The organism is Nonomuraea sp. CX421 (assembly GCF_059358955.1).
In genome coordinates, this window is record NZ_JCADBK010000009.1 from 89791 (window position 1) to 112745 (window position 22955).

At 71.5% G+C, this 22955-nt stretch carries 21 protein-coding genes; 11 read left to right on the plus strand and 10 right to left on the minus strand.

What is annotated here, in order from left to right:
• Positions 1 to 93 precede the first annotated feature (93 nt).
• Together AC5L3X_RS18555 and AC5L3X_RS18560 are read left to right on the plus strand one after the other, a co-directional pair.
• On the plus strand, positions 94 to 822 hold the full coding sequence (locus AC5L3X_RS18555) for a cytidylyltransferase domain-containing protein (protein ID WP_494858331.1): 729 nt from the start codon (positions 94 to 96) through the stop codon (positions 820 to 822).
• Positions 822 to 1874 (plus strand): PseG/SpsG family protein, encoded by a 1053-nt coding sequence (locus AC5L3X_RS18560; protein WP_494858332.1) that lies wholly within the window; start codon positions 822 to 824, stop codon positions 1872 to 1874. Before AC5L3X_RS18555 ends, AC5L3X_RS18560 begins: the two co-directional genes overlap by 1 nt.
• Positions 1875 to 1892: 18 nt before the next feature.
• On the opposite strand, the gene pseI is transcribed toward AC5L3X_RS18560, so the two are convergent.
• Together pseI and AC5L3X_RS18570 are read right to left on the minus strand one after the other, a co-directional pair.
• Entirely contained in the window at positions 1893 to 2936 is a 1044-nt protein-coding gene (gene pseI / locus AC5L3X_RS18565) for a pseudaminic acid synthase (RefSeq protein ID WP_494858333.1), read from the minus strand.
• Entirely contained in the window at positions 2933 to 3433 is a 501-nt protein-coding gene (locus tag AC5L3X_RS18570; protein WP_494858334.1) for a GNAT family N-acetyltransferase, read from the minus strand. The genes pseI and AC5L3X_RS18570 overlap by 4 nt, the downstream gene beginning before the upstream one ends.
• A gap of 156 nt (positions 3434 to 3589) precedes the next feature.
• On the opposite strand from AC5L3X_RS18570, the gene AC5L3X_RS18575 reads away from it, so the two are divergent.
• Genes AC5L3X_RS18575 through AC5L3X_RS18585 form a run of 3 tightly spaced genes read left to right on the plus strand, consistent with a single transcriptional unit; the run spans position 3590 to position 7003 of the window.
• Complete coding sequence (locus AC5L3X_RS18575) at positions 3590 to 5038, plus strand: glycosyltransferase family 2 protein (protein WP_494858335.1); 1449 nt, start codon at positions 3590 to 3592, stop codon at positions 5036 to 5038.
• Between the two features lie 48 nt (positions 5039 to 5086).
• Positions 5087 to 5932, plus strand: a complete 846-nt coding sequence (locus AC5L3X_RS18580; protein WP_494858337.1) for a CDP-alcohol phosphatidyltransferase family protein — start codon at positions 5087 to 5089, stop codon at positions 5930 to 5932.
• A gap of 21 nt (positions 5933 to 5953) precedes the next feature.
• Positions 5954 to 7003 (plus strand): sulfotransferase family protein, encoded by a 1050-nt coding sequence (locus AC5L3X_RS18585; RefSeq protein ID WP_494858338.1) that lies wholly within the window; start codon positions 5954 to 5956, stop codon positions 7001 to 7003.
• Positions 7004 to 7068: 65 nt separating this feature from the next.
• Here AC5L3X_RS18585 and AC5L3X_RS18590 read toward each other — a convergent pair whose 3' ends face one another.
• From AC5L3X_RS18590 to AC5L3X_RS18625, 8 genes are all read right to left on the minus strand, one after another.
• A complete protein-coding gene (locus AC5L3X_RS18590) occupies positions 7069 to 8133 on the minus strand; it encodes a glycosyltransferase (RefSeq protein ID WP_494858339.1) in 1065 nt (354 codons plus the stop codon).
• On the minus strand, positions 8130 to 10769 hold the full coding sequence (locus AC5L3X_RS18595; RefSeq protein ID WP_494858341.1) for a bifunctional glycosyltransferase/CDP-glycerol:glycerophosphate glycerophosphotransferase: 2640 nt from the start codon (positions 10767 to 10769) through the stop codon (positions 8130 to 8132). Before AC5L3X_RS18595 ends, AC5L3X_RS18590 begins: the two co-directional genes overlap by 4 nt.
• Before the next feature lie 86 nt (positions 10770 to 10855).
• Positions 10856 to 11599, minus strand: coding sequence for an SRPBCC family protein (locus AC5L3X_RS18600; RefSeq protein ID WP_494858343.1), 744 nt, complete (start codon positions 11597 to 11599; stop codon positions 10856 to 10858).
• A gap of 82 nt (positions 11600 to 11681) precedes the next feature.
• Positions 11682 to 12536: an FAD binding domain-containing protein gene (locus tag AC5L3X_RS18605; protein ID WP_189126274.1), complete on the minus strand. Its 855-nt coding sequence runs from the start codon at positions 12534 to 12536 to the stop codon at positions 11682 to 11684.
• On the minus strand, positions 12533 to 14935 hold the full coding sequence (locus tag AC5L3X_RS18610) for a xanthine dehydrogenase family protein molybdopterin-binding subunit (protein WP_189126273.1): 2403 nt from the start codon (positions 14933 to 14935) through the stop codon (positions 12533 to 12535). The genes AC5L3X_RS18605 and AC5L3X_RS18610 overlap by 4 nt, the downstream gene beginning before the upstream one ends.
• The gene (locus AC5L3X_RS18615; protein WP_189126272.1) at positions 14932 to 15414 is read right to left on the minus strand and encodes a (2Fe-2S)-binding protein; all 483 of its coding nucleotides are present in this window, start codon (positions 15412 to 15414) and stop codon (positions 14932 to 14934) included. Before AC5L3X_RS18615 ends, AC5L3X_RS18610 begins: the two co-directional genes overlap by 4 nt.
• A gap of 75 nt (positions 15415 to 15489) precedes the next feature.
• Positions 15490 to 15690: a hypothetical protein gene (locus AC5L3X_RS18620; RefSeq protein WP_189126271.1), complete on the minus strand. Its 201-nt coding sequence runs from the start codon at positions 15688 to 15690 to the stop codon at positions 15490 to 15492.
• Positions 15680 to 17572, minus strand: coding sequence for a PspC domain-containing protein (locus AC5L3X_RS18625; RefSeq protein WP_494858345.1), 1893 nt, complete (start codon positions 17570 to 17572; stop codon positions 15680 to 15682). Before AC5L3X_RS18625 ends, AC5L3X_RS18620 begins: the two co-directional genes overlap by 11 nt.
• A gap of 113 nt (positions 17573 to 17685) precedes the next feature.
• Here AC5L3X_RS18625 and AC5L3X_RS18630 point away from each other — a divergent pair, with 113 nt between their 5' ends.
• From AC5L3X_RS18630 to AC5L3X_RS18655, 6 genes are all read left to right on the plus strand, one after another.
• Entirely contained in the window at positions 17686 to 18894 is a 1209-nt protein-coding gene (locus AC5L3X_RS18630; protein ID WP_494858347.1) for an ATP-binding protein, read from the plus strand.
• Positions 18891 to 19523, plus strand: a complete 633-nt coding sequence (locus tag AC5L3X_RS18635) for a response regulator (RefSeq protein WP_189126268.1) — start codon at positions 18891 to 18893, stop codon at positions 19521 to 19523. The genes AC5L3X_RS18630 and AC5L3X_RS18635 overlap by 4 nt, the downstream gene beginning before the upstream one ends.
• Before the next feature lie 130 nt (positions 19524 to 19653).
• Positions 19654 to 21117, plus strand: coding sequence for a glutamate-cysteine ligase family protein (locus AC5L3X_RS18640; RefSeq protein ID WP_494858349.1), 1464 nt, complete (start codon positions 19654 to 19656; stop codon positions 21115 to 21117).
• A gap of 85 nt (positions 21118 to 21202) precedes the next feature.
• Positions 21203 to 21790, plus strand: a complete 588-nt coding sequence (locus AC5L3X_RS18645) for a neutral zinc metallopeptidase (protein ID WP_189126266.1) — start codon at positions 21203 to 21205, stop codon at positions 21788 to 21790.
• A 121-nt stretch (positions 21791 to 21911) separates the two neighbouring features.
• On the plus strand, positions 21912 to 22169 hold the full coding sequence (locus tag AC5L3X_RS18650) for a WhiB family transcriptional regulator (protein WP_189126265.1): 258 nt from the start codon (positions 21912 to 21914) through the stop codon (positions 22167 to 22169).
• Between the two features lie 9 nt (positions 22170 to 22178).
• Entirely contained in the window at positions 22179 to 22862 is a 684-nt protein-coding gene (locus AC5L3X_RS18655; RefSeq protein WP_189126264.1) for a CPBP family intramembrane glutamic endopeptidase, read from the plus strand.
• Positions 22863 to 22955: the final 93 nt, after the last annotated feature.

The following is a 22955-nucleotide window of genomic DNA, read 5'->3' on the forward strand; positions in this document are numbered from 1 at the left end:
TGGTGGCGTTTACGCGCTGTAGTCGTCCGGGTCGGCCGGTAGCATAGCGCGGTCTGCTGGCCACGCACGGTCACATGGGGGATTGGGGCTTCGGTGCGGATTGTCGGAATCATCCAGGCGCGGATGGGATCCACGCGGCTGCCGGGCAAGGTGCTGCGCGATCTCCACGGCCGTTCGGTGCTGGGCTGGGTGGTGCGCGCCGTACGCCAGGCGGGCGCCGTCGACGACCTGGTGGTGGCGACCACGACCGAGCCGGCCGACGACGCGATCGTGGCGCGGTGCCGCACCCTCGGCGTCCGGTGGCACCGGGGCCCGGTCGACGACGTCCTCACCAGGTACGTCCAGGCGCTCGCCGCCTGCCCCGGTGACGCGGTGATGCGGATCACGGCCGACTGCCCGCTGCTCGACCCCGAGGTGATCCGCGAGACCGCGCTGGTCTACCGGGCGGTTCCCGGCCTTGACTACCTGAGCACCGGCCTGGCCCGCACGCTGCCGCGCGGTCTCGACGTCGAGATCGTCGGCCTGCCCGCGCTGCGCCGGGCCGACCGGGAGGCCACCGGACACCACCGCGCGCACGTCACCTCCTACGTCTACACGCATCCGGGCGGCGCGCGGCTGCTCGGCCTCGCCCACGCCCCGGCCGCGGCCGACCTGCGGGTCACGCTCGACACCGAGGACGACTGGCGGCTCATCTCGCGCGTCGTCGCCGAGTTCGGCGACCGGTGCGTGCCGTTCGCCACGCTGGCCGGCTTCCTGCGCGACCGGCCGGAGATCCGCCTGCTCAACGCGCACGTCGAGCAGAAGGCGTTGCAGGAGGCCTGATGGGCGGGATCGGCATCCGGTGCGACGTGGGGGTCCGGAGCGGGCTGGGCCATCTGGTGCGCTGCGTCGCGCTGGCCGAGGAGCTGTGCTCCCGGGGGGTGGACGTGCGCTTCCTCGGCAACCTGGCCGGCTCCCCGTGGGCGCGCACCCAGCTGCTCGAACGCGGGCTCCCGCTGGTCCCCGCTCCCGACCGGCCCGACCGGCTGGCCGGGCTGGTGCGCGACCTGGGGCTCGGCGCGGTCGTGCTCGACTCGTACGAGCTGGCTCCCGGCACCGGCGCGGCGATCAGGGCGACCGGCGCGGCGGTGCTCGCCATCGTCGACGGCGACCCCCTCGGCCAGGAGGCCGATCTCTACCTCGACCAGAACCTCGGCGCCGAGCTGCGCGCCTTCCCGATGGCCGGTGAGCGGCTGGCGGGCGCCCGCTACGTCCTGCTCCGCGACAGCGTCCGCGAAGTCCGCGAAGTCCGCGAAGTCCGCGAACCCGCCGGAGACCTGTCCGCCGGAGGCAGGGGCGGGTTCGGCCAGGTGATACGGCCAAGCGCTGAGCACGGCCGGCGCGGCCTGGGCTCTGGTGCGCCGCGGGTGCTGTGCTGTTTCGGCGGCACCGACAGCGCGGGCGTGGCGCCGGCCTGGACGCGGGCGCTGCTCGACACCGGGCTGCCGTTCTCCGCCACGGTGATCACGCCCAGGAAGTTCCGGATCGATGGGCCCGTCACCGTCATCCCGCCCACCGACCGGCTGCCCCAGCTGATGGCCGAGGCCGATCTGGTGGTCTCGGCGGCCGGCTCGACCGTCTGGGAGTTGCTCTACCTGGGCGTGCCGACGGCGCTGACCTGGGTCGCGGCCAACCAGTTGGTCGGCTACGAGCCGCTGGTGCGTGACGGCATCGCCGCCGGGCTCGGCCCTGAGGCCGACGCGGCCGCCACTGAGACGCTGGCCCGCCTGCTCGCCGACGCCGGGCTGCGCGAGGAGTACGGCAGGCGGGGCAGTGGCCTGATCGACGGCAGAGGCCGGGAACGCGTCGCCGACGCCCTGCTCACGCTCCTCTGACCTCTCACAGGTCGCAGGTCAGACGAGGTCCCAGGTGAGGGGGGTGCCGGGGGCGGCGTCGCGGGTGAAGCGGCGGCCCATCACCTCGGCGGCGGCCGCGGGAGGCAGGCCGCCCGCGGGCCGGATGGAGCGGACGTTCTGCCCGGTCACCGGCTCGCCCGCGCGCACCTGCCGGACCACGTAGAGCGACCGGCGAAAGCGCAGCCCCTCGCGCTCGGAGGCGCGCGGGCCGATGACGGGGGAGCCCAGCGACTGCCAGGCGCGCTCGCTCTCCACGACCAGGGCCGCCAGCTCGGCGGGCTCCAGCGAGAACGCCGCGTCGACGCCCCCGTCGCTCCTGGCGGTCGTGAGGTGCTTCTCGATCAGGCAGGCCCCGAGCGCCACCGCCGCGAGCGCCGCGCCGAGGCCCGGCGTGTGGTCGGACACGCCGACGACCGCGCCGGTGAGCCCGGCCAGCAGCGGCAGCGCGCGCAGGTTGCTCTCGGCGGGAGAGGCGGGATAGGAGGCGGTGCACGCCAGCACGGCGAGCTGGGTGCAGCCGCCCTCGCGGGCGGCCTGCACGGCGGCGTGGATCTCGCCGACCGACGCCATGCCGGTGGAAATGATCAGCGGCTTGCCGGTGCCGGCGGCGAGCCGGATCAGCGGCAGGTCCACGACCTCCGACGAAGCGATCTTGTACGCCGGCGCGTCCAGCTTCTCCAGGAACTCCACGGCCGTCGGGTCGAACGGCGATGAGAACGGCACCAGCCCCAGCGCGCGGGCCCGGTCGAAGATCGGCTCGTGCCACTCCCACGGCGTGTGGGCCCGCTCGAACAGCTCGTAGAGGCGCTCACCTCCCCACAGCTCGTGCCCGTCGCCCAGACGGAAGGCCGGACCGTCGGCGTCGATCGTGATGGTGTCGGGCCGGTAGGTCTGCAGCTTCAGCGCGTGGGCACCGGCGGCGGCCGCCGCGTCGACGATCGCGAGGGCCCGCTCCAGGCTGCCGTTGTGGTTGCCGGACATCTCGGCGATGACGAACGGCGGCCGGTCGGCTCCGATGGCGCGGCCCGCTATCTCGATCACGCGTCTTCCTCCCTGGTGAGCTGGATGGCGACGACGTCCACGGGCGCGCCGTCGACGTGTCGCGTGTGCCGGCCGGTCTCGGCGAACCCGAACCGGCGGTGCAGCCGCCTGACCGCCTCGTTGCCGGCCAGCACCTCGCCCCGGAGCGTGGTCAGCCCGAGCGGGCCGAAGGCGTGGCCGACGGCCGCCCGCTCCAGCCCGATCCATGCCCGCACCAGGGCGCCGGACCGTTCGAGACCGTCGAGATCGAGGTAGAAGCCCCAGTCGGCGCACCGCGAGCCGGGCCGCAGCCCGGAGAAGGTCACCACGCCCGCGGCCGCCCCGTCGTGCTCGTAGACCAGCACCCGCCGGGCCGGGTCGTCCTTGACCGCCGCCCACCAGCGGGCGTGCTCGACCTCGCCGATCTCATGGGTGGTGAAACTCGCCGCGCGGACCCGTGGGTGGTTGCGCCAGCGGCGCATGACGGGCAGATCGCGATCTGTGACGGGCCTCAGCATCATCGCCCCCTACGCCTCGTGTCGGCACGATCCCACACCGTAGCGGATGCCGGATCGGGTAAAGAGCTGATCAGGGAGAGGCATCGCCCGCCGCCCTCAGGCGATGGCCGGGGCATCCTGCCCTCTAAGCATCCCCCGCACACAAGGAGTCACGGCATGGCGCCCCTGGTCAGCGTCGTCGTCCCGGTCTACAACGTCGAGCCGTACATCACCGAGTGCCTGGAGTCGCTGGTCGCCCAGACGCTGCCGGACCTGGAGGTCATCGTCGTCGACGACGGCTCGCAGGACGGCAGCGCGCGGATCGCCGAAGGCTTCGCGGCCCGGGATCCGCGGTTCGTGGTGGTCCATCAGCCCAACCGCGGCCCCGGGCCGGCCCGCAACGAGGGGGTGCTGCGGGCGCGCGGGACCTACCTGGCGTTCGCGGACAGCGACGACGTCGTGCCACCCGAGGCGTACGAGACGCTGGTCTCCTCGCTGGAGCGGACCGGGTCGGACTTCGCGTGCGGTGGGGTGCGGCGGCTCCGGGAGGGCGAGCTGGCCGAGTCGACCCTGCACGAGAAGGTGTTCAGGCGTGACGTGCACCGCACTCACATCACGGACAGGCGGGTGCTCATCAGGGACCGGACGGTGTGGAACAAGGTCTACCGCCGCGGCTTCTGGCACGAGCAGCGGCTGCGGTTCGCCCCGGGGATCTACGAGGATGTGCCGCTCAGCATGCGGGCGCATGTCATGGCCGCGAGCGTGGACGTGCTGTCCGACGTCGTCTATCACTGGCGCGAACGCGATTCCGGCGAGACGTCGATCACGCAGCGGCGGGCCGAGCGCGCCAACCTGGCCGAGCGGCTGACCGCGATCCGGGAGGTCAGGTCCTTCCTGGAGAAGGAGGCGCCCGACCTGGCCGACGCCTTCGACGGCCTGGTCCTGGAGAAGGACACCGTCTTCCTGTTTCAGGCGCTGGAGCAGGCCGAGAAGGACGAGATCCCGGCGCTGGTCGACCTGGGCCGCCAGTGGGTGGCCACGCTGAGCCCGGACGTGCTCGCCGCCGCGTCGTCGCTGCGCCGGCTCGAACTGCACCTGATCGAACGTGGGCTGGTGAAGCAACTGCGGGAGGTCCGCAAGTTCCGGCGCGCCGCCGTGAACGGCACCAGGATCGTGCCGCGCGGGCTGCGCACGACCGGCTGGTACGGCGACTACCCCTACTTCCGCGACCGCAAGCTCAAGATCCCCGACGAGGTGTTCGACGCCCGCCAGGAGCTCAGGCTGCTGGCCACGGTCGAGGACTGCCAATGGACCGGCGACCGGTTCGTCGTGCGCGCGGAGGTGTCGATGCACCGCGTGCGGCGCAGGCCGGGCCGGCTGGAGGTGTGGCTGACCGACGGCAAGCGTCACGTGCCGCTGGAGGTGCGGCGGGTCCGTGGCCCGGGGATCGTCCTGACGGTCGACCCGGCCTGGCTCAAGGGCGGGCGGCCCAACTGGCGGCTGCACGTGCGGGCCGAGACCCGGGGGCTGGTGCTGGAGGAGCGCTTCCGCGACGCCGACGGTCACCGTCCGTGGCGGCTGTCCGTGCCGGGATGGTCAAGAACGGGCATGGACATCTCCTATTAGTTCCAGAGAGTAATCAGTCGAGCGCGAGTCGTGGCCATGCTGGAAGCCATGAGGACCTATTCGCTCGATGACGTCCACGCGACACGTAAGCGGAGAGATTCCTGGTGGACCGTGTACGTCGTGGACCCGGTCGCGTGCCGGGCGGCTCTGGTGGTGGCCAACCACACACGGATCACGCCCAACGAGCTCACGGTGTTCTCGCTGGTCCTCGGCCTGGTCTCGGCGGTCTGTTTCGCACTGGACCAGTTGGTGGCGGGTTCGGCCATGTTCTATCTGAGCTTCATGGTCGACTGCGTCGACGGCAAGATCGCCAGGCTCAAGGGCACGGGGACGCCCTTCGGCCTCTGGCTCGACTACGTGGGTGATCGGGTCAGGGTGGTCTTCTGCGCCATGGGGCTGGCGTACGGGCAGTACACGCTCACGGGGGACGTGCGCTACATCCTGCTCGGGGCCGGGGTGGCCGTGCTCGACCTGTTCAGGTACGTCAACGCGCCGCAGATGAAGCGGGTGCGGGAGACGATCAAGCTGGCGCGGGCCGAGGCGGCGGAGCTGGCACTGGGGTACGGCGTGGACAAGCCCGTCAGGCGGGGCCCGGCCCGCTCGCCGGGCAGGCCGCTCACGCCGGCCGTCAGGGTGCGCCGGTTCATGAAGCGGCTCAACAGGTATCTGGCGCGTCGCCGGGTCCGGTCCCACCTGATCAGCGGCATCGAGTTTCACGCCGCGGTGTTCGTGGTGGCGCCGCTCGTCGGGGTGGTGGCCCTGGTCCCCGTGGCGGCGGCCGCCGGCGCGCTGCTTCTCGCCAACGAGATCTTCCTTGTCTACCGGATGTGGATCTTCACCCGCCGGCACACCGTGCCCGTCCAGGTGGAGAACCGAGAGCACGTTCTCGTCTAAGTTTTCGGGGGTTAGAACGAAATGTCCGATCGCCCAGTGTTCGTCGTCGGCTGCCCGCGGTCCGGCACCACGATGCTGCAGCTCATGCTTCACTCGCACCCGCGGATCGCGGTGCCGCCGGAGACGCGGTACCTCGTACCCGCCTACCAACGCCGCCGGATGTTCGGCGACATGCGCCTCGCGCAGCGCCGTCAGGCTCTCGCCGAGTGGATCGCGGGTGACCGGACCACGAAGTTCCACGAGCTCAAGATCGACAAGGACGAGTTCGTCCGGCAGTGCGTCGAGGGCCCCGGCTCGCTCGGCTCGGTGATCGGGACGACCTTCCGGATGTACGCCGACCGCTTCGACAAGCCCCGCTGGGGAGACAAGCGGCCCAGCTACGTCAAGCAGGTCGACATGCTGCTCAGGCTCTTCCCCGACGCCCAGTTCATCCACCTGATCAGGGACGGCCGCGACTGCGTGGCCTCGCTGAAGGAGATGCCCTGGTTCACGCACAACTCCTTCCACGCGGTCTCCACCTGGGCCGAGGCGATGGACGCGGGAGCCAAGCTGCGGCGGACGATGGCCGCCGACAGCTACTACGAGCTGCGGTACGAGGACCTCACCGACGACCCGTCGACCGAGCTGAAGAAGCTCTGCGTCTTCCTGGAGGAGGACTTCGACGAGGCGATGATCTCGCCGCGCGAGGCGGCCAGCGTGGCCGTGCCCGTGCACAAGGTCTGGCACAGCAACACCCACGGCGACGTCACGCGCGCCCGCGTGGGCAGCTGGGCCTCGCGGCTGGAGAACTGGGAGATCGCGCTGTGCGAGGACGTCCTCGGTGACCGGCTGGTGAGCCAGGGCTACGAGCTGACCGGCGCGGCTCCGGCCGCCAAGGCGCACCTGGCCGCGTGCCAGAAGACCATGCAGAAGCGCCGCGCCAGCCGGCTGCGCAAGAACATGCGCGACCGCATCAACCGGCTGCGCGAGCCCAGCCCGGTGGCCGCGCTGCTCACGAGCGGCCAGCGGGCGATCGCCGGCGTGCCGCGCCAGCGGATCGACTCGCCCGAGATGGCCGACCGGACGCTTTAGACCTGCCGAGCTGGCCGGCCGGACGCTGTAGGGCTGCCGAGTCGGCCGGCCGGACGCTGCGGGGCTCAGCGCTCGATGTGGGCGAACAGCGACTCCCAGCCGTCCAGGACGTGGTCGAGGAGGAACGCCTCGGCCGTGGCCCGGGCGGTGGCGCCCAGCCGCCGCCGCTCCTGCACGGAGCCCATGAGCCCGGCCAGTTCCTGGCCGAAGGCGTCCACGTCGCCGGGCGGGACGAGCACGGGAGCCACCGAGCGGACCCCGCCCGACACGTCGAAGGCCACCGCGGGCACGCCGTGCGCGGCCGACTCCAGCAGCACGACGGGCAACCCCTCGTGCTCGCTGGTCACCGCCAGGATCGAGGCGCCGAGGTATTCGCGCGGCATCTCGGCGGCGGGCACGCGGCCCCTGAAGACGACCCGCTCCTCGACGCCCTCCCGGATCGCGTGGGCGCGCAGCCGGTCCAGCTCGGCGCCGTCGCCGATCAGGTGCAGCTCCCAGCCGGGCGGGGCGTCCGATCTGGCGAACGCGCTGATCAGCCGGTCGAACCGCTTGACCCCCTCCAGCCGCCCGACGCCCAGCACCCGGGGCGTCTCCAGCGTCGAGACCTTCTCGGGCCAGGCGGCCAGCGGGTTGGGCACCGACCAGGTGTTGGGCAGCAGCGCGTGCTCGGCGAACCGCCACGCGTCGTCCGGGCTCAGGAAGACGGCCTGGTCGAGCTCCGGGTAGTGGACGCGGATCGAGTTGAGGTGCCAGCAGTCGCGGGCGTGCTCGTAGGAGCCGTGGTACTGGCCGATCGGCCGCAGCGAGGCGGGCACCGCGCCCGCCATCCGGGTCACCATCCCGGGCGAGGTCATGATCACGAAACCGGGAGGCATCGTGGCGAGCAGCCTGGCCAGGCGGCGATCGGCCGCCGCGCGCGCCGACCGGCCGACCGTGTCCAGCGGGTGGCGGCTGATCACGTGCTGCCGGTAGAGCGGCTCGTCCACGTAGCGGAACGGCGCGCGGGCCCGGTGCACGCCGATGACGTGCACCTCGTGCCCGCGCTCGGCCAGGCCCTGCGCCAGGGTGTGCGTCACCTGCTGGACGCCGCCCAGCGTGTCGGCGTCCAGGCAGGCGAAGACCACGTTCACGAAACCTCCCGGGTCTCGAAGAAGTCCGTCACGATCCTGGCCGCCGCGTCGCCCCGCTCGTCGGCGCACCACAGCTTCCGGAAGGCCGCGTACCGGTCGGCGTAGGAGGCGTGTGTGGCGGGCAGATCGCGGATCCGGTCGATCAGCTCGCTGGTCGAGGTCACGCACGGCCCCGGGGCGATGGCCGGCAGGTCGTGGTAGACGCCCCGCTCGGAGAGCCGGTAGTCGTCCCAGTCGTCAATGTGGAACAGCATCGGCCTGCCGGTGAGCGCGTAGTCGCACATCACCGACGAGTAGTCGGTCAGCAGCGCGTCGGAGGCCAGGATCAGGTCGTTGATCTCGGGGTACGACCCGGCGGGCCGGACGAAGTGCCGCAGGTGCGACGGCACCTCGTAGCTCTCCACCGGGTGGGTCCGGAGCACGATCACCCACTCGTCGCGCAGCTCCTCGGCCATGAGGTCGAGGTTCACGCGCACCGAGGCGCCGCTGCCCTTGACCCGGTCGCGGTAGGTGGGCGCGTACAGGAGCACCTTGCGTCCGGCGGGGATCTCCAGCCGGACCCGCACGTCGTCGCGGGACGTCCCGTTGACCAGGGCGTCGCAACGCGGCGTCCCGTACCTGTAGACCGGGCCGGTGTAGCCGTTGGCGGTCAGGAAGTGGCGCGAGAACTCCTCGCTGGGCGAGACCAGCGCGTCCCAGCGGGCGACGGCGGCGCGCCACTGGGCGCGTGGCCGGTCGAAGTCCGCGCGCAGGTCCGGCGCGTCGAATCCGACGGACTTGATGCCCTGCCCGTGCCAGGTCTGCAGGTAGCGGGTGCGGCGGGGTTTCGGGTAGTCGAGTGGGAAGCCGTGGCTGTCCACCCAGACGCCGGCGCGGGCCATCGTCCAGACGTGGCGCCAGCTCCCCCGGCGCACCACCCGCGCGTCGGCGGGGAGGGCGCGCCGGTGGCCCCTGGCCACCGACCAGACCGCGTCGATCGGCAGCGCGCGTCGCCGCAGCTCGTCGTAGATGGCGCGCGGGCTGCCGGTGCAGCCCTTGCCGACGTCCGACTCGAACAGGGCCAGGTCGTGCCGGGGCGGCAGCAGCCGGATCATCGCCTTGTAGAAGCGCAGCTTGCCGGTCGGCGTGCTGACGCGCCTGAGCACCGCGCGCCTGATCCGCCGGGCCAGCGGGCGCAGCCGCGAGCGCGACTGTATCCGCAGGTAGGAGGCGTTGCCGTCGGTCGTCACGGTGACACCCGGCAGCTCGATCGGCCGCAGTCCGGGGTCCGCCATCAGCCGGTCGGTCGTCGTGTGGCCGTCGGACAGGCGGGTGAAGCCGATGCGCGGCTCGCAGCCGGCCCGGGGGGTGAAGGTGATCTCGCTGATGTAGCCGCCCTCGCCCGACGGCTCGGGCTCGATGGGGATCCGCGTCCGGCCGAGCCGCAGGAACGCCTTCCAGTCGACGGGCAGCGCGCCGAACGGGTCGTAGCTGTGCACGGTCATCCGGACCCGGTCGCCGTCGGCGGCGATCTCGGTCACCTCGTGCCGTAGCCGGCTGGCGCTGAAGGGCAGCTCGGCCAGCCGCAGGGCGGTGATGTCCATGCCGGGCGCGACCGTGGTGCCCCAGTACGTACGCCCGTCGCTCCGCACGGCGGCCCGGGGCGGCGCCTTGGGGCCGGTCAGCGAGCTCGCGGCGATCCTGAGGTCGTCGATCCGGTCGTCGAGGATGAGATGGCAGCAGACCCGGGTCATCGGGTCGATCCGCCGCAGCACACCGGCGGGGATCTCCGCCAGGTACGGCCGCACGACCGCCGCGAACTCCTTGACCCACACCCGGTCGCGCGTCGGCAGCGGGTTGAGGTAGACGCGCAGGTCCTGGCGCAGGAAGCGCTCCTGCCGGGCGGGCAGCAGGTCGTCCGCGCCGTGGCGGCGCAGTACGTCGTCGCTCCGCCGGGCCGCGACGACCCGGTGGCGCACGTTGTCCATCTCCTTGATGCTGAGCGAGATGGACGTGCGGTCGCGCCCGCGCCGCCAGTGGTAGACGACCCACGGCACGATCGCGAACCGGTGGGACGTGGCGTACAACTCGGTGGCGAAGACGTGGTCCTCGTAGTGGATGTCCTCGGGGAAGCGCAGCATCGCGTCGCGCAGGAAGCGGACGCTGTAGAGCTTGTTGGTGGTGAAGGAGTCGAGGAACAGCTCCGGCTCGGCGCGGATGCCCGGCACCACCCTGCGCCTGGCGAACAGCGTCGGGTAGTAGCGCTGCATCCGGCCGTTCCACTCGTACAGGCGGGAGATCTGCCCGGAGACGAAGTCGGCGCCGGTCCGCTCGATCTCGGTCAGCAGGCTCTTGCAGGCGTGCCGGGGCAGCTCGTCGTCGCTGTCGAGGAACATCACGTACGGCGCGGTGGCGGCGTCGAGGCCGTCGTTCCTGGGAGCGCCGCAGCCGCCGCTGTTGGCCTGCCGGCGCAGGTAGCGCACGCGCGGGTCGGCGCGCATGAGCTCCTCGGCCACTCTGGGCGTCTCGTCGGTCGAGGAGTCGTCGGCGATGACGACCTCAAGGTCGCGCAGGGACTGCCGGAGCACGGAGCGCACCGCCCTGGGCAGCCGCTCGGCATCGTTGTACGTGATCACGACGACACTGCACGCCGGCATGCCAACACCCCCGAGTCAGACACGTGGAGAGAGGCATTCCCCCTGTTCGGGAGATGTGTCCGGACTTGATGGTGTTTTTGCTGGAATTAGCGCATGAGCCGTCTGATCAGCCAGCCGATCAGCAGCAGTGCGGCGACCGCTCCGGCGACCGGCGCGAGCCGCTTGAGCAGCGGTGCGCCGGCGATCTCCAGGAGATCCAGCGCCTCCTCGTCGGGCGTGCGCGAGGTGCGCAGCGTGCCGGTCGGCCGGATGTCCTGGTCGGGAGACGAGGGCACCGCGCTGAGGTGGCGCTCCTCCACTACCGCCGGCCCTTCTTCGGGCCCTTCCGCGGGCCCTTCTGCGGGCACGGGCGCGGCCGTGGCCGCCGGAAACTCGTGGGCCGGCTCGGCCAGCAGGTCGGCGAGATTGGCCGCGAACCTGTCGATCAGCTTGCCGCCCACCTCGGCCATCACGCCGCGGCCGAACTGTGCCGGACGCCCGGTCACGTTGAACGACGACTCCACCGCGACGGCGGTCGAGCCGTCGGCCGGGCTCAGCCTCGCCTTGACGGTGGCCGCGGCCGTGCCGGTGCCGCGGGACTCCTTGCCCGACGCCTGGATCGTGAGCGTGTGCGCGTCCTTGTCGACGTCCTCGAACCTGGCCGAGCCGCGATAGGTCACGGTGATCGGTCCCACCTTGATCTTCATCCGGCCGGTGAACTCGTCGCCCTCGACGGTGTCGAGCGCGGCGCCCGGCAGGCACGGCGCGACCCGTTCCACGTCGAGCAGCACCGCCCACGCCTGCTCGATCGGGACCGGAACCGTGAACTCGTGCTCGAACCGCATCGCCATCGATCCGCTCCTTTTCCCGCTATTGCGACATTACGTCGATAAGGGGGCGCCCCGGAAGAGGGGACGCCCCCCGGAGCCGAGGTCAGGGAGAACCGGCGGCGGTGCGGATCGCGCGATGGGTCAGCACCCTGGCCAGATGCCGCCGATAGTCGGGCTGGGCGTGCAGGTCGCCCGACGGCGAGGTGCCCTCCGCCGCCTGCTCGCACGCCTGGCGGACCTGGTCACCCAGCTCCGCGCCCTGCAGCGCGCTCTCCACCGCACGGGCCCGCAGCGGTGTCGGGCCCATGTTGGTCAGCCCGATCCTGGCCTCCTGGATCGAGCCGTTGGAACGCCGGACGGCCGCGGCCACCCCGACGATGGGCCACGCCTGCGCGGTCCGGTGGAACTTCTCGTAGTGATAGCCCCAGCCGTCGCCCAGCTTGGGAATCCGCGCCCCGAGCAGGATCTCTCCCGGTCGCAGCGCGGACTCCAGGTAGTCGACGAAGAACTCGGCGGCGGGGATCTCCCGCTCGCCCTCCGCCGACCGGGCCACGAGCACGCCGTCCAGCGCCAGCACCACGGCCGGCAGGTCGGCCGCCGGGTCGGCGTGGGCCAGTGAGCCGCCGAACGTGCCGCGGTGCCGTACCGCGGGGTCGGCCACCGTGGCGGTGGTCAGCGCGACCAGCGGGCAGGCCGAATTGACCAGGCTGGAGCGCATCACCTCGTCGTGCGTGGTCATCGCGCCGATGAACACATGGTCGCCGCGGTCGTGCACGCCGGTCAGCTCGGGCAGCCGCCCGAGGTCGACCAGCGTCGACGGATAGGCCAGCCGCAGCCGCAACAAGGGCAGCAGTGACTGCCCGCCCGCGAGCGCCTTGGCGTCCTCGTCCGAGGCGAGCGCCTGGCAGGCCTCGTCGAGCGAGCCGGGACGGACGTAGTCGAACGTGGCAGGGATCATCGCCGAACTCCTTCCAGGGCCCGCCAGACACGCTCGGGAGTGCACGGCATCTGGACGTCGTGAATCCCGCGCGGGCGCAGGGCGTCCACGATGGCGTTGACGACGGCCGGCGTGGAGGCGATCGTGCCCGCCTCGCCGACGCCCTTGACGCCCAGCGGGTTGCTCGTGGCCGGCGTCTCGGTCCGGTCGGTGACGAACGTGGGCAGGTCGGCCGCCGACGGCAGCAGATAGTCGGCCATCGTCGTGGTGAGCAGGTTGCCCTCGGCGTCGTAGACGGCCTCCTCGTACAGGGCCTGCGCGATGCCCTGGGCGATGCCGCCGTGCACCTGGCCGTCGACGATCAGCGGGTTGATCACCTTGCCCACGTCGTCGACCGCCACGTACGAGCGGATCTTCGACATGCCCGTCTCGGTGTCGACCTCCACCGCGCACAGGTGGGTGCCGTGCGGGAAGGAGTAGTTGTCCGGGTCGAACGTGGAGTCGGAGTCGAGCCCGGCCTCCACACCCTCGGGCAGGCTGTGCGCCGTGAACGCGGCGAACGCCAGCTCCTGGATCGTCTTCCGCGAGTCGGTGCCCCGCACCTGGAACGCCCCCTCGGCGAACTCCAGGTCCTCGGGAGAGCACTCCAGCAGGTGCGCGGCCAGCTTGCGGGCCTTGTCCTTGACCTTCTCGCACGCCTGCAGCACCGCGACGCCGCCGACCACCAGCGAGCGCGAGCCGTAGGTGTCCATGCCCTTGTGCGAGATCGCCGTGTCGCCGTGCAGCACCGTGATGTCCTCGAATGGCACGCCCAGCGTGTCGGCCACGATCTGGCTCCACGCCGTCACGTGTCCCTGGCCGTGCGGGGAGGTGCCGGTGATCACCTCGACCTTGCCCGTGGGCAGCATGCGGATCGTGCCGTGCTCCCAGCCGCCGGCCCCGTAGTTGGACTCACCGAGCAGCCTCGACGGGGCCAGCCCGCACATCTCGGTGTAGATGCTGACGCCGATGCCGAGCTGGACCGGGTCGCCCCTGTCACGCCGGTCGGCCTGTTCGGCCCGCAGCTTGTCGTAGCCGAACAGCGCCATCGCCCGGTCCGTCGCCGCCTCGTAGTTGCCCGAGTCGTACGTCAGCCCGGCGATCGTCGTGTACGGGAACTCCTCGTGCCTGATCCAGTTGCGCCGCCGCACCTCCACCGGGTCCAGGCCCAGCTCGGCGGCCAGCTCGTCCATGACGCGCTCGATGGCGTACGTCGCCTCGGGCCGCCCGGCGCCCCGGTAGGCGTCGGTCGGCATCTTGGTGGTGAACACACCCGTGCAGCCGAACTCGTACGCGTCCATCTTGTAGATGGCGTTGTACAGGGCCGCGCCCAGCATCGGGATGCCCGGTGTGACCAGCATGAGATAGGCGCCCATGTCGGCCAGCAGGTCCACCTGGAGCCCTCGGATGCGCCCGTCGGACTCCGCCGCCACCCTGATGTGCTGGATCTGGTCGCGGCCGTGGTGCACGGTCAGGTTGCCCTCGGAGCGCGACTCGGTCCACTTGACCGGCCTGCCGAGCCTGCGGGTCAGCAGCAGGCACAGCACCTCTTCCGCGGTGACCTGCAGTTTCGAGCCGAACCCGCCGCCCACGTCCGGCGCCACCACGCGGATCTTGTGCTCGGGGATGCCGGTCGTCACGGCCAGCATGACCCGCAGCACGTGCGGGATCTGGGTGGAGGTCCACAGCGTGAAACCGTCGCCGTCGGTGCTCGCGAGCACCGCGCGCGGCTCCATCGCGCTCGGGATGAGCCGCTGCTGGATGTAGGTCCGGTCGATGAGGACCGGCGCGTCCCTGAACGCCGCCTCGATGTCGCCCGAGGTGATCTTGGCGGTGAACGCCTGGTTGCCGGCCTCGTGCACCTTCGGGCTGCCCTCGGTCAGCGCGTCGTTCATGTCCACGACGGCGGGCAGCGGCTCGTAGTCGACCTCGATGGCCTCCAGCGCGTCGGCCGCCCGGTAGCGGTCCGTCGCGACGACGCAGGCCACGGCCTCCCCGACGTAACGCACCTCGGACACGGCCATCGGCGGGTGGTCCGGGATCACGATGTCCTCGCTCACCGGCCAGGCGCACGGCAGGCTGCCCTGCTCGTCGGCGAAGTCCTGGCCGCTGAACGCGGCGAACACCCCCGGCAGGCCGCGCGCGCCCGACACGTCCACCCGGGTGATCCGGGCGTGCGCCATCGGGCTGCGCAGGAACATGACGTACAACATGCCCGGCTGAACCAGGTTGTCGGTCCAGCGCGTGTGCCCGGTCAGCAGCCGGGCGTCCTCCTTGCGCCGCCGCGACCGGCCGATCTCCCCGCCGGTGCCGCCCGGCTCGGAGATCTGGTCGCTCTCGGCGATCTGCTCGCCCACCAGACCGGGATCCAGCTCGGTCATGACGACTTCACCGCCTGCCCCATCTCCTGGGCGCCACGCCGTACCGCGCGGACGATGTTGCAGTAGCCGGTGCATCGGCAGAGGTTGCCTTCCAGGCCCTCCCTGATGGCCTCCTCGGACGGGTCCGGCGTATCCCTGAGCAGGTCGATCGCGGCCATGACCATGCCAGGTGTGCAGTAGCCGCACTGCAGGGCGTGTTCCTCGTGAAAGGCACGCTGCATCGGGTGCATGGACCCGGGCGAGCCGAGCCCCTCGATCGTGACGATGTCGCATCCGTCGGCCTGGACGGCCAGCACGGAGCAACTCTTCACAGTCTTGCCGTCGAGCATCACGGTGCAGGCGCCGCAGTTGCTGGTGTCGCAGCCGACAGGAGTGCCGGTCTTGCCCAGTCGTTCTCGTAGCAGGTGAACGAGGAGAAGTCGCGGCTCGACTTCCTCCTCGTATCCGACTCCGTCAACGGTGACGGTGATCCGGGGCATACGTCCTCCCTCAGGAGCAGGGGGAAAGGCGGATAAATGCCAACGTACGCCGGTGTTTTTCCCGGTCAAGGGTTATCAACCGCGGAGCACCCTCGCGACGATGGCCACGAGACCCGCGAAACCCAGCCCGACGACCAGCAGCGAGACCAGGACCAGCGGATCCGTGATCGCGCGGGTCATGATCAGTATGCCCAGCACGACGAACAGCACACCACTGAGCAGCGCCATCCAGTCGGTCCGGTGCAGCCGGCGCGGCCGGTCGACGTCAGGCCGCATGACGCACGTCCATGTCGCCGACGCCACCGCTCAGATTGAGCACGATGGTCGACACCTTCCCCGATGGTGGAGTCTCCGGCTCCAGCACCGTGTCGAACCTGACGTCCATGCCACCCCTCAGCGACTGGCCCACCTGGATGTCGCCCACCTTGTTGATGGCGTGCACCTCCACCTTGACCGTCGGCGGCACGATCACGGTCAGCTCCCCGATCGACATCGACGCGTTGAACGTCAGCCTCGTGCCCGGGATCAGCCTGAGCTCCGACAGGTCGAGCCGGCCGCTGCCCACTCCCACGTCGTACACCTTGTTCGCCTCCGCTGCCGTGACCGGAGTCCACACCGAGTCGCCGACCTTCTCCGGCAGGCCGCCGAGCGTCAGGGCCAGGGCCACCATGAGCGCCACGGCCGTGCCCGAGGCCACCAGCCCGGCGCCCCGGCCCCACCAGGCCGCGATCAGCAGACCCGCCCCGATCGTGACGAGGACGCTGCCCCCCACGATGATCGGGTTCACTCCGGGGCTCGATCCGGCTTGGACCGCCACGACGATCCCTCCAATGACGATGGCGAGCAACATGGTGATGGCGCCGATGAACGATCGCGGGCGCGGGCGGCGTGGCGGCGTCGGCGTCGGCGGGCCGTACAGGGCGGGGTCGTAGGGGGAGTAGCCGGCGCGCCTGCTCGGGTCGAGCGGCTGGTACGCGTCGCGCGGGCGGTAGGGGCCGTGTGGCGCGAACGGCGCCCCGTACGAGGCGAACTCCGTGTCCCGTCCGCCTCCGGACACTCCGTCGCCCACGGACCTGTCCAGGCGCGTGAAGCCACTCGCGTACAGCGAGTCAGGTGTCTCTTCGCGGGTGGTCGCGCCGGTGTAGGGCGAGTCGGTCGTCTCTTCGCGGGTGGTCGTGCCCGCGTACGGCGAGCCGGGCGTCTCGTCGCGCGGAGTCTCGACGGCGGCCGTGCCCGGGGAGGCGGCGGTGCCGGCCAGCGCGACGTCGGTCGCCGCGACGGCTTCCCGTGGCACTTCGGTGGCGTCGTCCTCGCGGGGGCCGGCCGGCGTGCTCTCGTGTGGCGCGTCGCCCGCTGGAGTGTCGGCACGAGGGAGGTCGTCCGTCGGGAGGCGCGCGGTGACCGATTCGCTCGGTGAGGTGGTGGCGGGGATGGGCGACCGGTGGGGGACGGTCGGGTCCGGGACCGGCGGCGCCTCCGGCGTGGCGGCGGAAGACGGCATGTCCGGGACCGGCGGCGCCTCCGGCGACCGGGAGGTGGCGGCGGAAGACGGCATGTCCGGGCGGACGGGACGGGGGGTGGTGTCCACGCCCAGGGAGCCGTGGGCCGTTTGGGCCGTCGCGACCGGCGGTTCGCCGTACGGGGACGGCCGGGGGAAGCCGGGGGAGGGCGCCACGGGCGGCGGTGGATACGCCTCGGCGGCCTGGCGGCGGGTGAGCCGCTCGGGCATCGAGCGGGCGAGGCCGAGCAGGTCGACGCCCTTGGAGTGGGCGGCGAGCAGCGCGACCGCCAGCAGCAGCCCGACCACCAGGGTGCCGGTGCCGAGCCAGACCGTGGTCAGGTTGATCGCCAGCCCGAACGCGAGCACCGCCGTCAGCAGCGCCATCACGGTGTCGGCGTCGAAGTCGCGGCGGCTCCACTGCTCGATGTAGCCGGGCCGGCCGTCCGGCTCCTTCATCAGCAGGAACGCCGCGATGTACAGGAAGAGGCCGATGCCCGAGCCGAACAGGAGCACCGCGAACCCCGCGCGGAACACCACGGGGTCGATGCCGGTGTGCCGTCCCAGCCCGGCGCAGACGCCCATGAGGAAGCGGCCCTCGCCGCTGCGCCGCAGGACCCGGGGAGGCGCGGCCGGTTCCTTCGCCGGTGCTTCTGTCATGGCACCATCGTGGACCCGCCCGGTGGCCGTCCGCATCGGGGAGACCCCTGAGCCGACCCTGGGGGTTGTTCCCGATGTCCGAATCGCCGGGGGCGTGTGACGATGGTGGCGTTATGGCTGACCAGAAGACACTTGCCGAGCCCGGCGGCGACGCGCCCTACCGCCGGATGACACGGCCCATGGAGGGCCGCCTCGTCGGCGGCGTGGCGCAGGGGCTGGCGAGCCAGCTGAAGCTCGACCCGGTCGTGGTCCGGCTGATGTTCGTGCTGCTGAGCGTGGTCGACGGGGTCGGCTTCGTGGCGTACGCGGTGCTCTGGATGGTCGCGCCGCGCGAGCCGCACGAGGGGCCCGCGCCCGCGCGTGACTGGAGCCAGCTGGCCGCGTTCAGCGCGATCGGCATGGCGCTGCTGGCGTTCGGGTGGCTGACCGGCGCCTCCAAGGGAGGCATCGGCATGCTGCCGTTCGCGGTGGGCGGCATCGGCGCGCTCATCCTGTGGCAGCAGGCCGATCCGGTACGCCGCCGCAACTGGGTGAGCGGCGCGACCCAGAGCATCAGGAAGAACCGGGTCCGCACGGTCCTCGGCGTGACCCTGGTCGTCGTCGGCGCGGCCGGCTTCCTGGCGGCGCAGGGTGAGCTGGCCCAGGCCCGGCCCGGCCTGCTGTTCACCGTGGTGGTCGTCGGCGGGCTGGCCGTCATCGCCGCGCCATGGCTCGCGGGCCTGTGGAAGGAGCTCCAGCTGGAGCGCCGCGAGCGCATCCGGCAGGAGGAGCGGGCCGAGGTCGCCGCGATGGTCCACGACTCGGTGCTCCATACGCTCACGCTGATCCAGCGCGTCGCGCAGGACCCGCGCGAGGTCACCCGCCTCGCCCGCGCGCAGGAGCGCGAGCTGCGCAACTGGCTCTACCAGCCGGCCCAGGACGCGGACGCCACCGTGGCCGCCGCGGTACGCCGGATCGCCGCCGAGGAGGAGGACGCGCACGGCGTGGCCATCGAGGTGGTCTGCGTGGGGGACATCGCGCTCGACTCGGCCGGCAAGCTCGCCGCCATGCTGAAGGCGTCCAGGCAGGCGATGGTCAACGCGGCCAAATACTCTGAGAGCCCGTCTATTTCCGTCTATGCGGAAGTGGAGGGTGAAGAGGTGACGATTTTCGTGAAGGATCGGGGCAAGGGCTTCGATCTCGACACGGTGCCGCTCGACCGGATGGGGATCAGGGAGTCCATCATCGGGAGAATGGAACGTCACGGCGGCACGGCCCGGGTGCGCACCGAGCCGGGTGAGGGCACGGAAGTGATGTTGACCATGAAGGTGGAGAAACCATGACGCGGGTGCTGATCGTCGACGACCACCGGTTGTTCCGTTCCGGCGTGCGGGCCGAGTTGGGTGACTCGATCCAGGTCGTGGGCGAGGCCGAGGACGTCGACACGGCGGTCAAGGCGATCGCCGAGCTGGAGCCCGACGTGGTCCTGCTCGACGTGCACATGCCGGGCGGCGGCGGCCAGGAGGTGCTGCGCAAGGTCCTCGGCTCCGGCTCCTCGGTGAGGTTCCTCGCGCTGTCGGTCTCCGACGCGGCCGAGGACGTGATCGGCGTGATCAGGGGCGGCGCCCGCGGCTACGTCACCAAGAACATCAGCGGCAAGGAGCTGACCGACGCGATCCGCCGGGTGGCCGACGGCGACGCGGTCTTCTCGCCGAGGCTGGCCGGGTTCGTGCTCGACGCGTTCGCCTCCTCCGAGGCGCCCTCGATCGATCCGGAGCTCGACTCGCTGACGCAGCGCGAGCGCGAGGTGCTCAGGCTGATCGCCCGCGGCTACGCGTACAAGGAGATCGCCAAGGAGCTGTTCATCTCGGTCAAGACGGTCGAGACCCACGTGTCGTCGGTGCTGCGCAAACTCCAGCTGTCCAACCGGCACGAGCTCTCCCGCTGGGCTACGGCGCGCCGCCTGGTCTAGCCGCCTGGTCTAGCCGCCTGGTCTAGCCGCCTGGTCTGGCGGCCTGGTCTGGCCACCCGGTGTGGCCGCCCGGACGTGGCCGAGGGGGGTGGGCTGGTTTCGGCGCGGCTGACGTGCGACATTTCAAGATATGGGGAGGGACGTACCAGCCGTCGTCTTCAGCCGGGACGACCGACGCGCCTACCGGGAGAAGGTGCGGCGATGTCTCGACGTCTTCGCACGCATGCTCCGCGAGTCCCGCTTCGAGCTCGACCGCCCGCTCGCCGGGCTGGAGATCGAGCTCAACATCGTGGACGCGGCCGGCGAGGCCAACATGCGCAACGCCGAGGTGCTCGCCGCGATCGCGCGGCCCGACTGGGCGACCGAACTCGGCCAGTTCAACGTCGAGATCAACGTCCAGCCCCAGGACCTGCGCGGTGACGGCGCGCTCCAACTGGAGAACGACGTCCGCGCCCGGCTCAACCACGCCGAGATCCGGGCCCGCTCCGAGGGCGGCCACCTCGTCCTGATCGGCATCCTGCCCACGCTGCGCGAGGAGGACATCGGCGAGGGGACGCTGTCGTCCAACCCGCGCTACCGGCTGCTCAACGAGCAGATCTTCGCCGCCCGGGGCGAGGACCTGCACCTCGCGATCGAGGGCGTCGAGCGGCTCGACACGCACGCCGACAGCCTCGCTCCCGAGGCCGCCTGCACCAGCGTCCAGCTGCACCTCCAGGTCAGCCCCGAGACGTTCGCCGCCCACTGGAACGCCGCCCAGGCCATCGCCGGGCCGCAGGTGGCGATCGCGGCCAACTCCCCCTACCTGTTCGGCAAGGAGTTGCACCGCGAGACCAGGATCGCGCTGTTCGAGCAGGCCACCGACACCCGTCCGGACGAGCTCAAGGCCCAGGGGGTGCGGCCCCGCGTCTGGTTCGGCGAGCGCTGGATCACCAGTGTCTTCGACCTGTTCGAGGAGAACGTCCGCTACTTCCCCGCGCTGTTGCCGCTCTGCGAGGACGAGGATCCCAGGGACGTCCTCGACCAGGGCCGCATCCCCCAACTGCCCGAGCTGACCCTGCACAACGGCACGATCTACCGCTGGAACCGGCCGGTGTACGCGGTGGCCGACGGCGCCCCGCACCTGCGCGTGGAGAACCGGGTGCTGCCCGCCGGGCCGACCGTGGTCGACATCGCGGCCAACGCCGCCTTCTATTACGGACTGATGCGCGTGCTGCCGTACGCCGAGCGGCCGATCTGGAGCCAGATGTCGTTCGCCGCCGCCGAGGAGAACCTGGCCGCCGCCGCCCGGTACGGCATTGACTCCCGCCTTTACTGGCCTGGAGTGGGTGAGGTGTCCGCCGCCGAGCTGGTCCTGCGCCGGCTGCTGCCGATGGCCCGCGAGGGGCTCGCCCTGTGGGATGTGGACGGGGCCGTCGCCGACCGGCTGCTCGGTGTCATCGAGGGGCGCTGCCTGACCGGGCGTACCGGTGCGACCTGGCAGGTGGACAAGGTTCGGGCGATCGGCGGAGACCGGCATGAGGCGCTCCGCGTGATGACATTGGAGTACATCGGGCGTATGCATGAGAATGAACCGGTTCACACCTGGGAAGTGTGAGTCTGTGACACGCGTCTTGACTGCTCTCCTGGTAGCGCTGGGGCCCCTGGCACTCGTGTCGTCGGGGTGTGGCTCCTTGCCTCCCATGCCCGCGCCCGTGCCGGCGGAGCCTCCCCCCAAGGTCGACTCGTTCGCGGACGACATGCGGGACGCCAGGGAGCTGACCGAGGCGTTCTGGACGAAGCAGTTCGCCAAGTTCGGCTGGACCTACCAGCCCATCAACGACTTCATCGCCTATTCGGGTGACTCCGGGCCGAGCTGCTCAGGTCACCGGGCCGCGCCCAAGAACGCGTTCTACTGTCGGCAGGGCCACTTCATCGCCTACGACCACGAGTGGATGGAAGGACTCTGGAAGGAGATGGGGGACGGCTCCGTCTATGTGATCATCCCGCACGAGCTCGGGCATGCCGTGCAGGCCCAGCTGCGCGCCGACTTCCGGCACAACATCCAGGCCGAGCTGCAGGCCGACTGCTACGGAGGCGCCACCCTGGCGTCGCTGATCAACTCCGGGGCGCTGAACGTCGAGGAGGGCGACGGCCGTGAGCTGCTGCTGAGCCTGGAGGCCGCCGGCGATCCCACCGACGACTGGCTGAACCCCTCCGCCCACGGCACGGCCAAGCAGCGCCAGCGGTCGTTCGCCGTCGGTTACAACGAGGGCGTCGAGTCCTGCTGAGAGTCCCGCCGCGCCGCGATGACCATCCGCGATGACCACCCAGGATGACCACCTGGGATGTAGCCGAGGGTCAACCCAGAGGATGATGCGACTGATCATGACCTCGTCGTAGCGTTGGCGCATGCCTTTGGAGGAGACCGGCTGGCTGCGCGGGGGCGCTTGCAGATCCAGCGATCCTGAGCTCTTCTTCCCGCTCGCCCCCTCTCCCGCGCAGGAGCAGCGGGCCAAAGCGGTCTGCGCGACCTGCGCGGTCGTCGACGAGTGCCGGTCCTACGCACTGAGGGCGGGCGAGTCCGAGGGCATCTGGGGCGGCCTCACCCCGCAGGAGCGGCGCCGCACCCGCTTCCCCGCGGGCTGGCGCAGCCCGGCCGCGACGTAGCCTGCGAGGGTGCTGCTTCCCTCGATCGCCGTGCTCGCCGTCGCCAACCTCCTGAACAACAGGGTCGCGCCGAGGCTCGCCCCGCTCACGTCCGCCGCCGCCACGGCCGCGCTGGTGGCCATGGCGCGCGGCTCGGGGCTGTCCTGGCGGGAGCTCGGGTTCGAGCGTCCTCGGCGCGGCGCCCTCACCGGTGGCGCCCTCGCCCTGGGGGTGGTCGGCGTCTACACGGCCGGGGTGGCGACGGCGCGCACCCGTCCCCTCTTCCACGACGACCGCGCGCTCTCCCTGTCCCGGTCGCGCGCCCTGGAGGAGGCCCTGCTCCAGGTGCCGGTGGGCACGGTCCTGCTGGAGGAGGTCGGTTTCCGGGGCGTCCTGTACGGCCTGCTTCGCCGTACACACGGGGCCGGCGCCGCGACGGCGGTGTCATCGGCGCTGTTCGGGCTCTGGCACATCCTGCCCGCGATCGACATGGCCCGGGCCAACCCCGCGCTGGGCGCCCTCACGGCCGGGGAGTCGCCGGGGCGTCTCGACACCGCCCGGGTGGTGGCGGGCAGCGTGGTGTCGACGGGCGCGGCGGGGGTGCTCTTCTGCGAGCTCCGCCGGCGTGCCGGGCTGCTCGCGCCGTCGATGCTGCACGTGTCCACCAACTCGCTGGGCTACCTCTTCGCCCGCCTCGCCGCGAAGCGCGGATGAAGGACGTCTCCCGGGGGATGAAGATCCTCCACCGGAGCCGTGGGCTGCGCGAAAAGGCCTGAGGCGCCCGGCTCCGGTGCTCTAAGGTCTCCC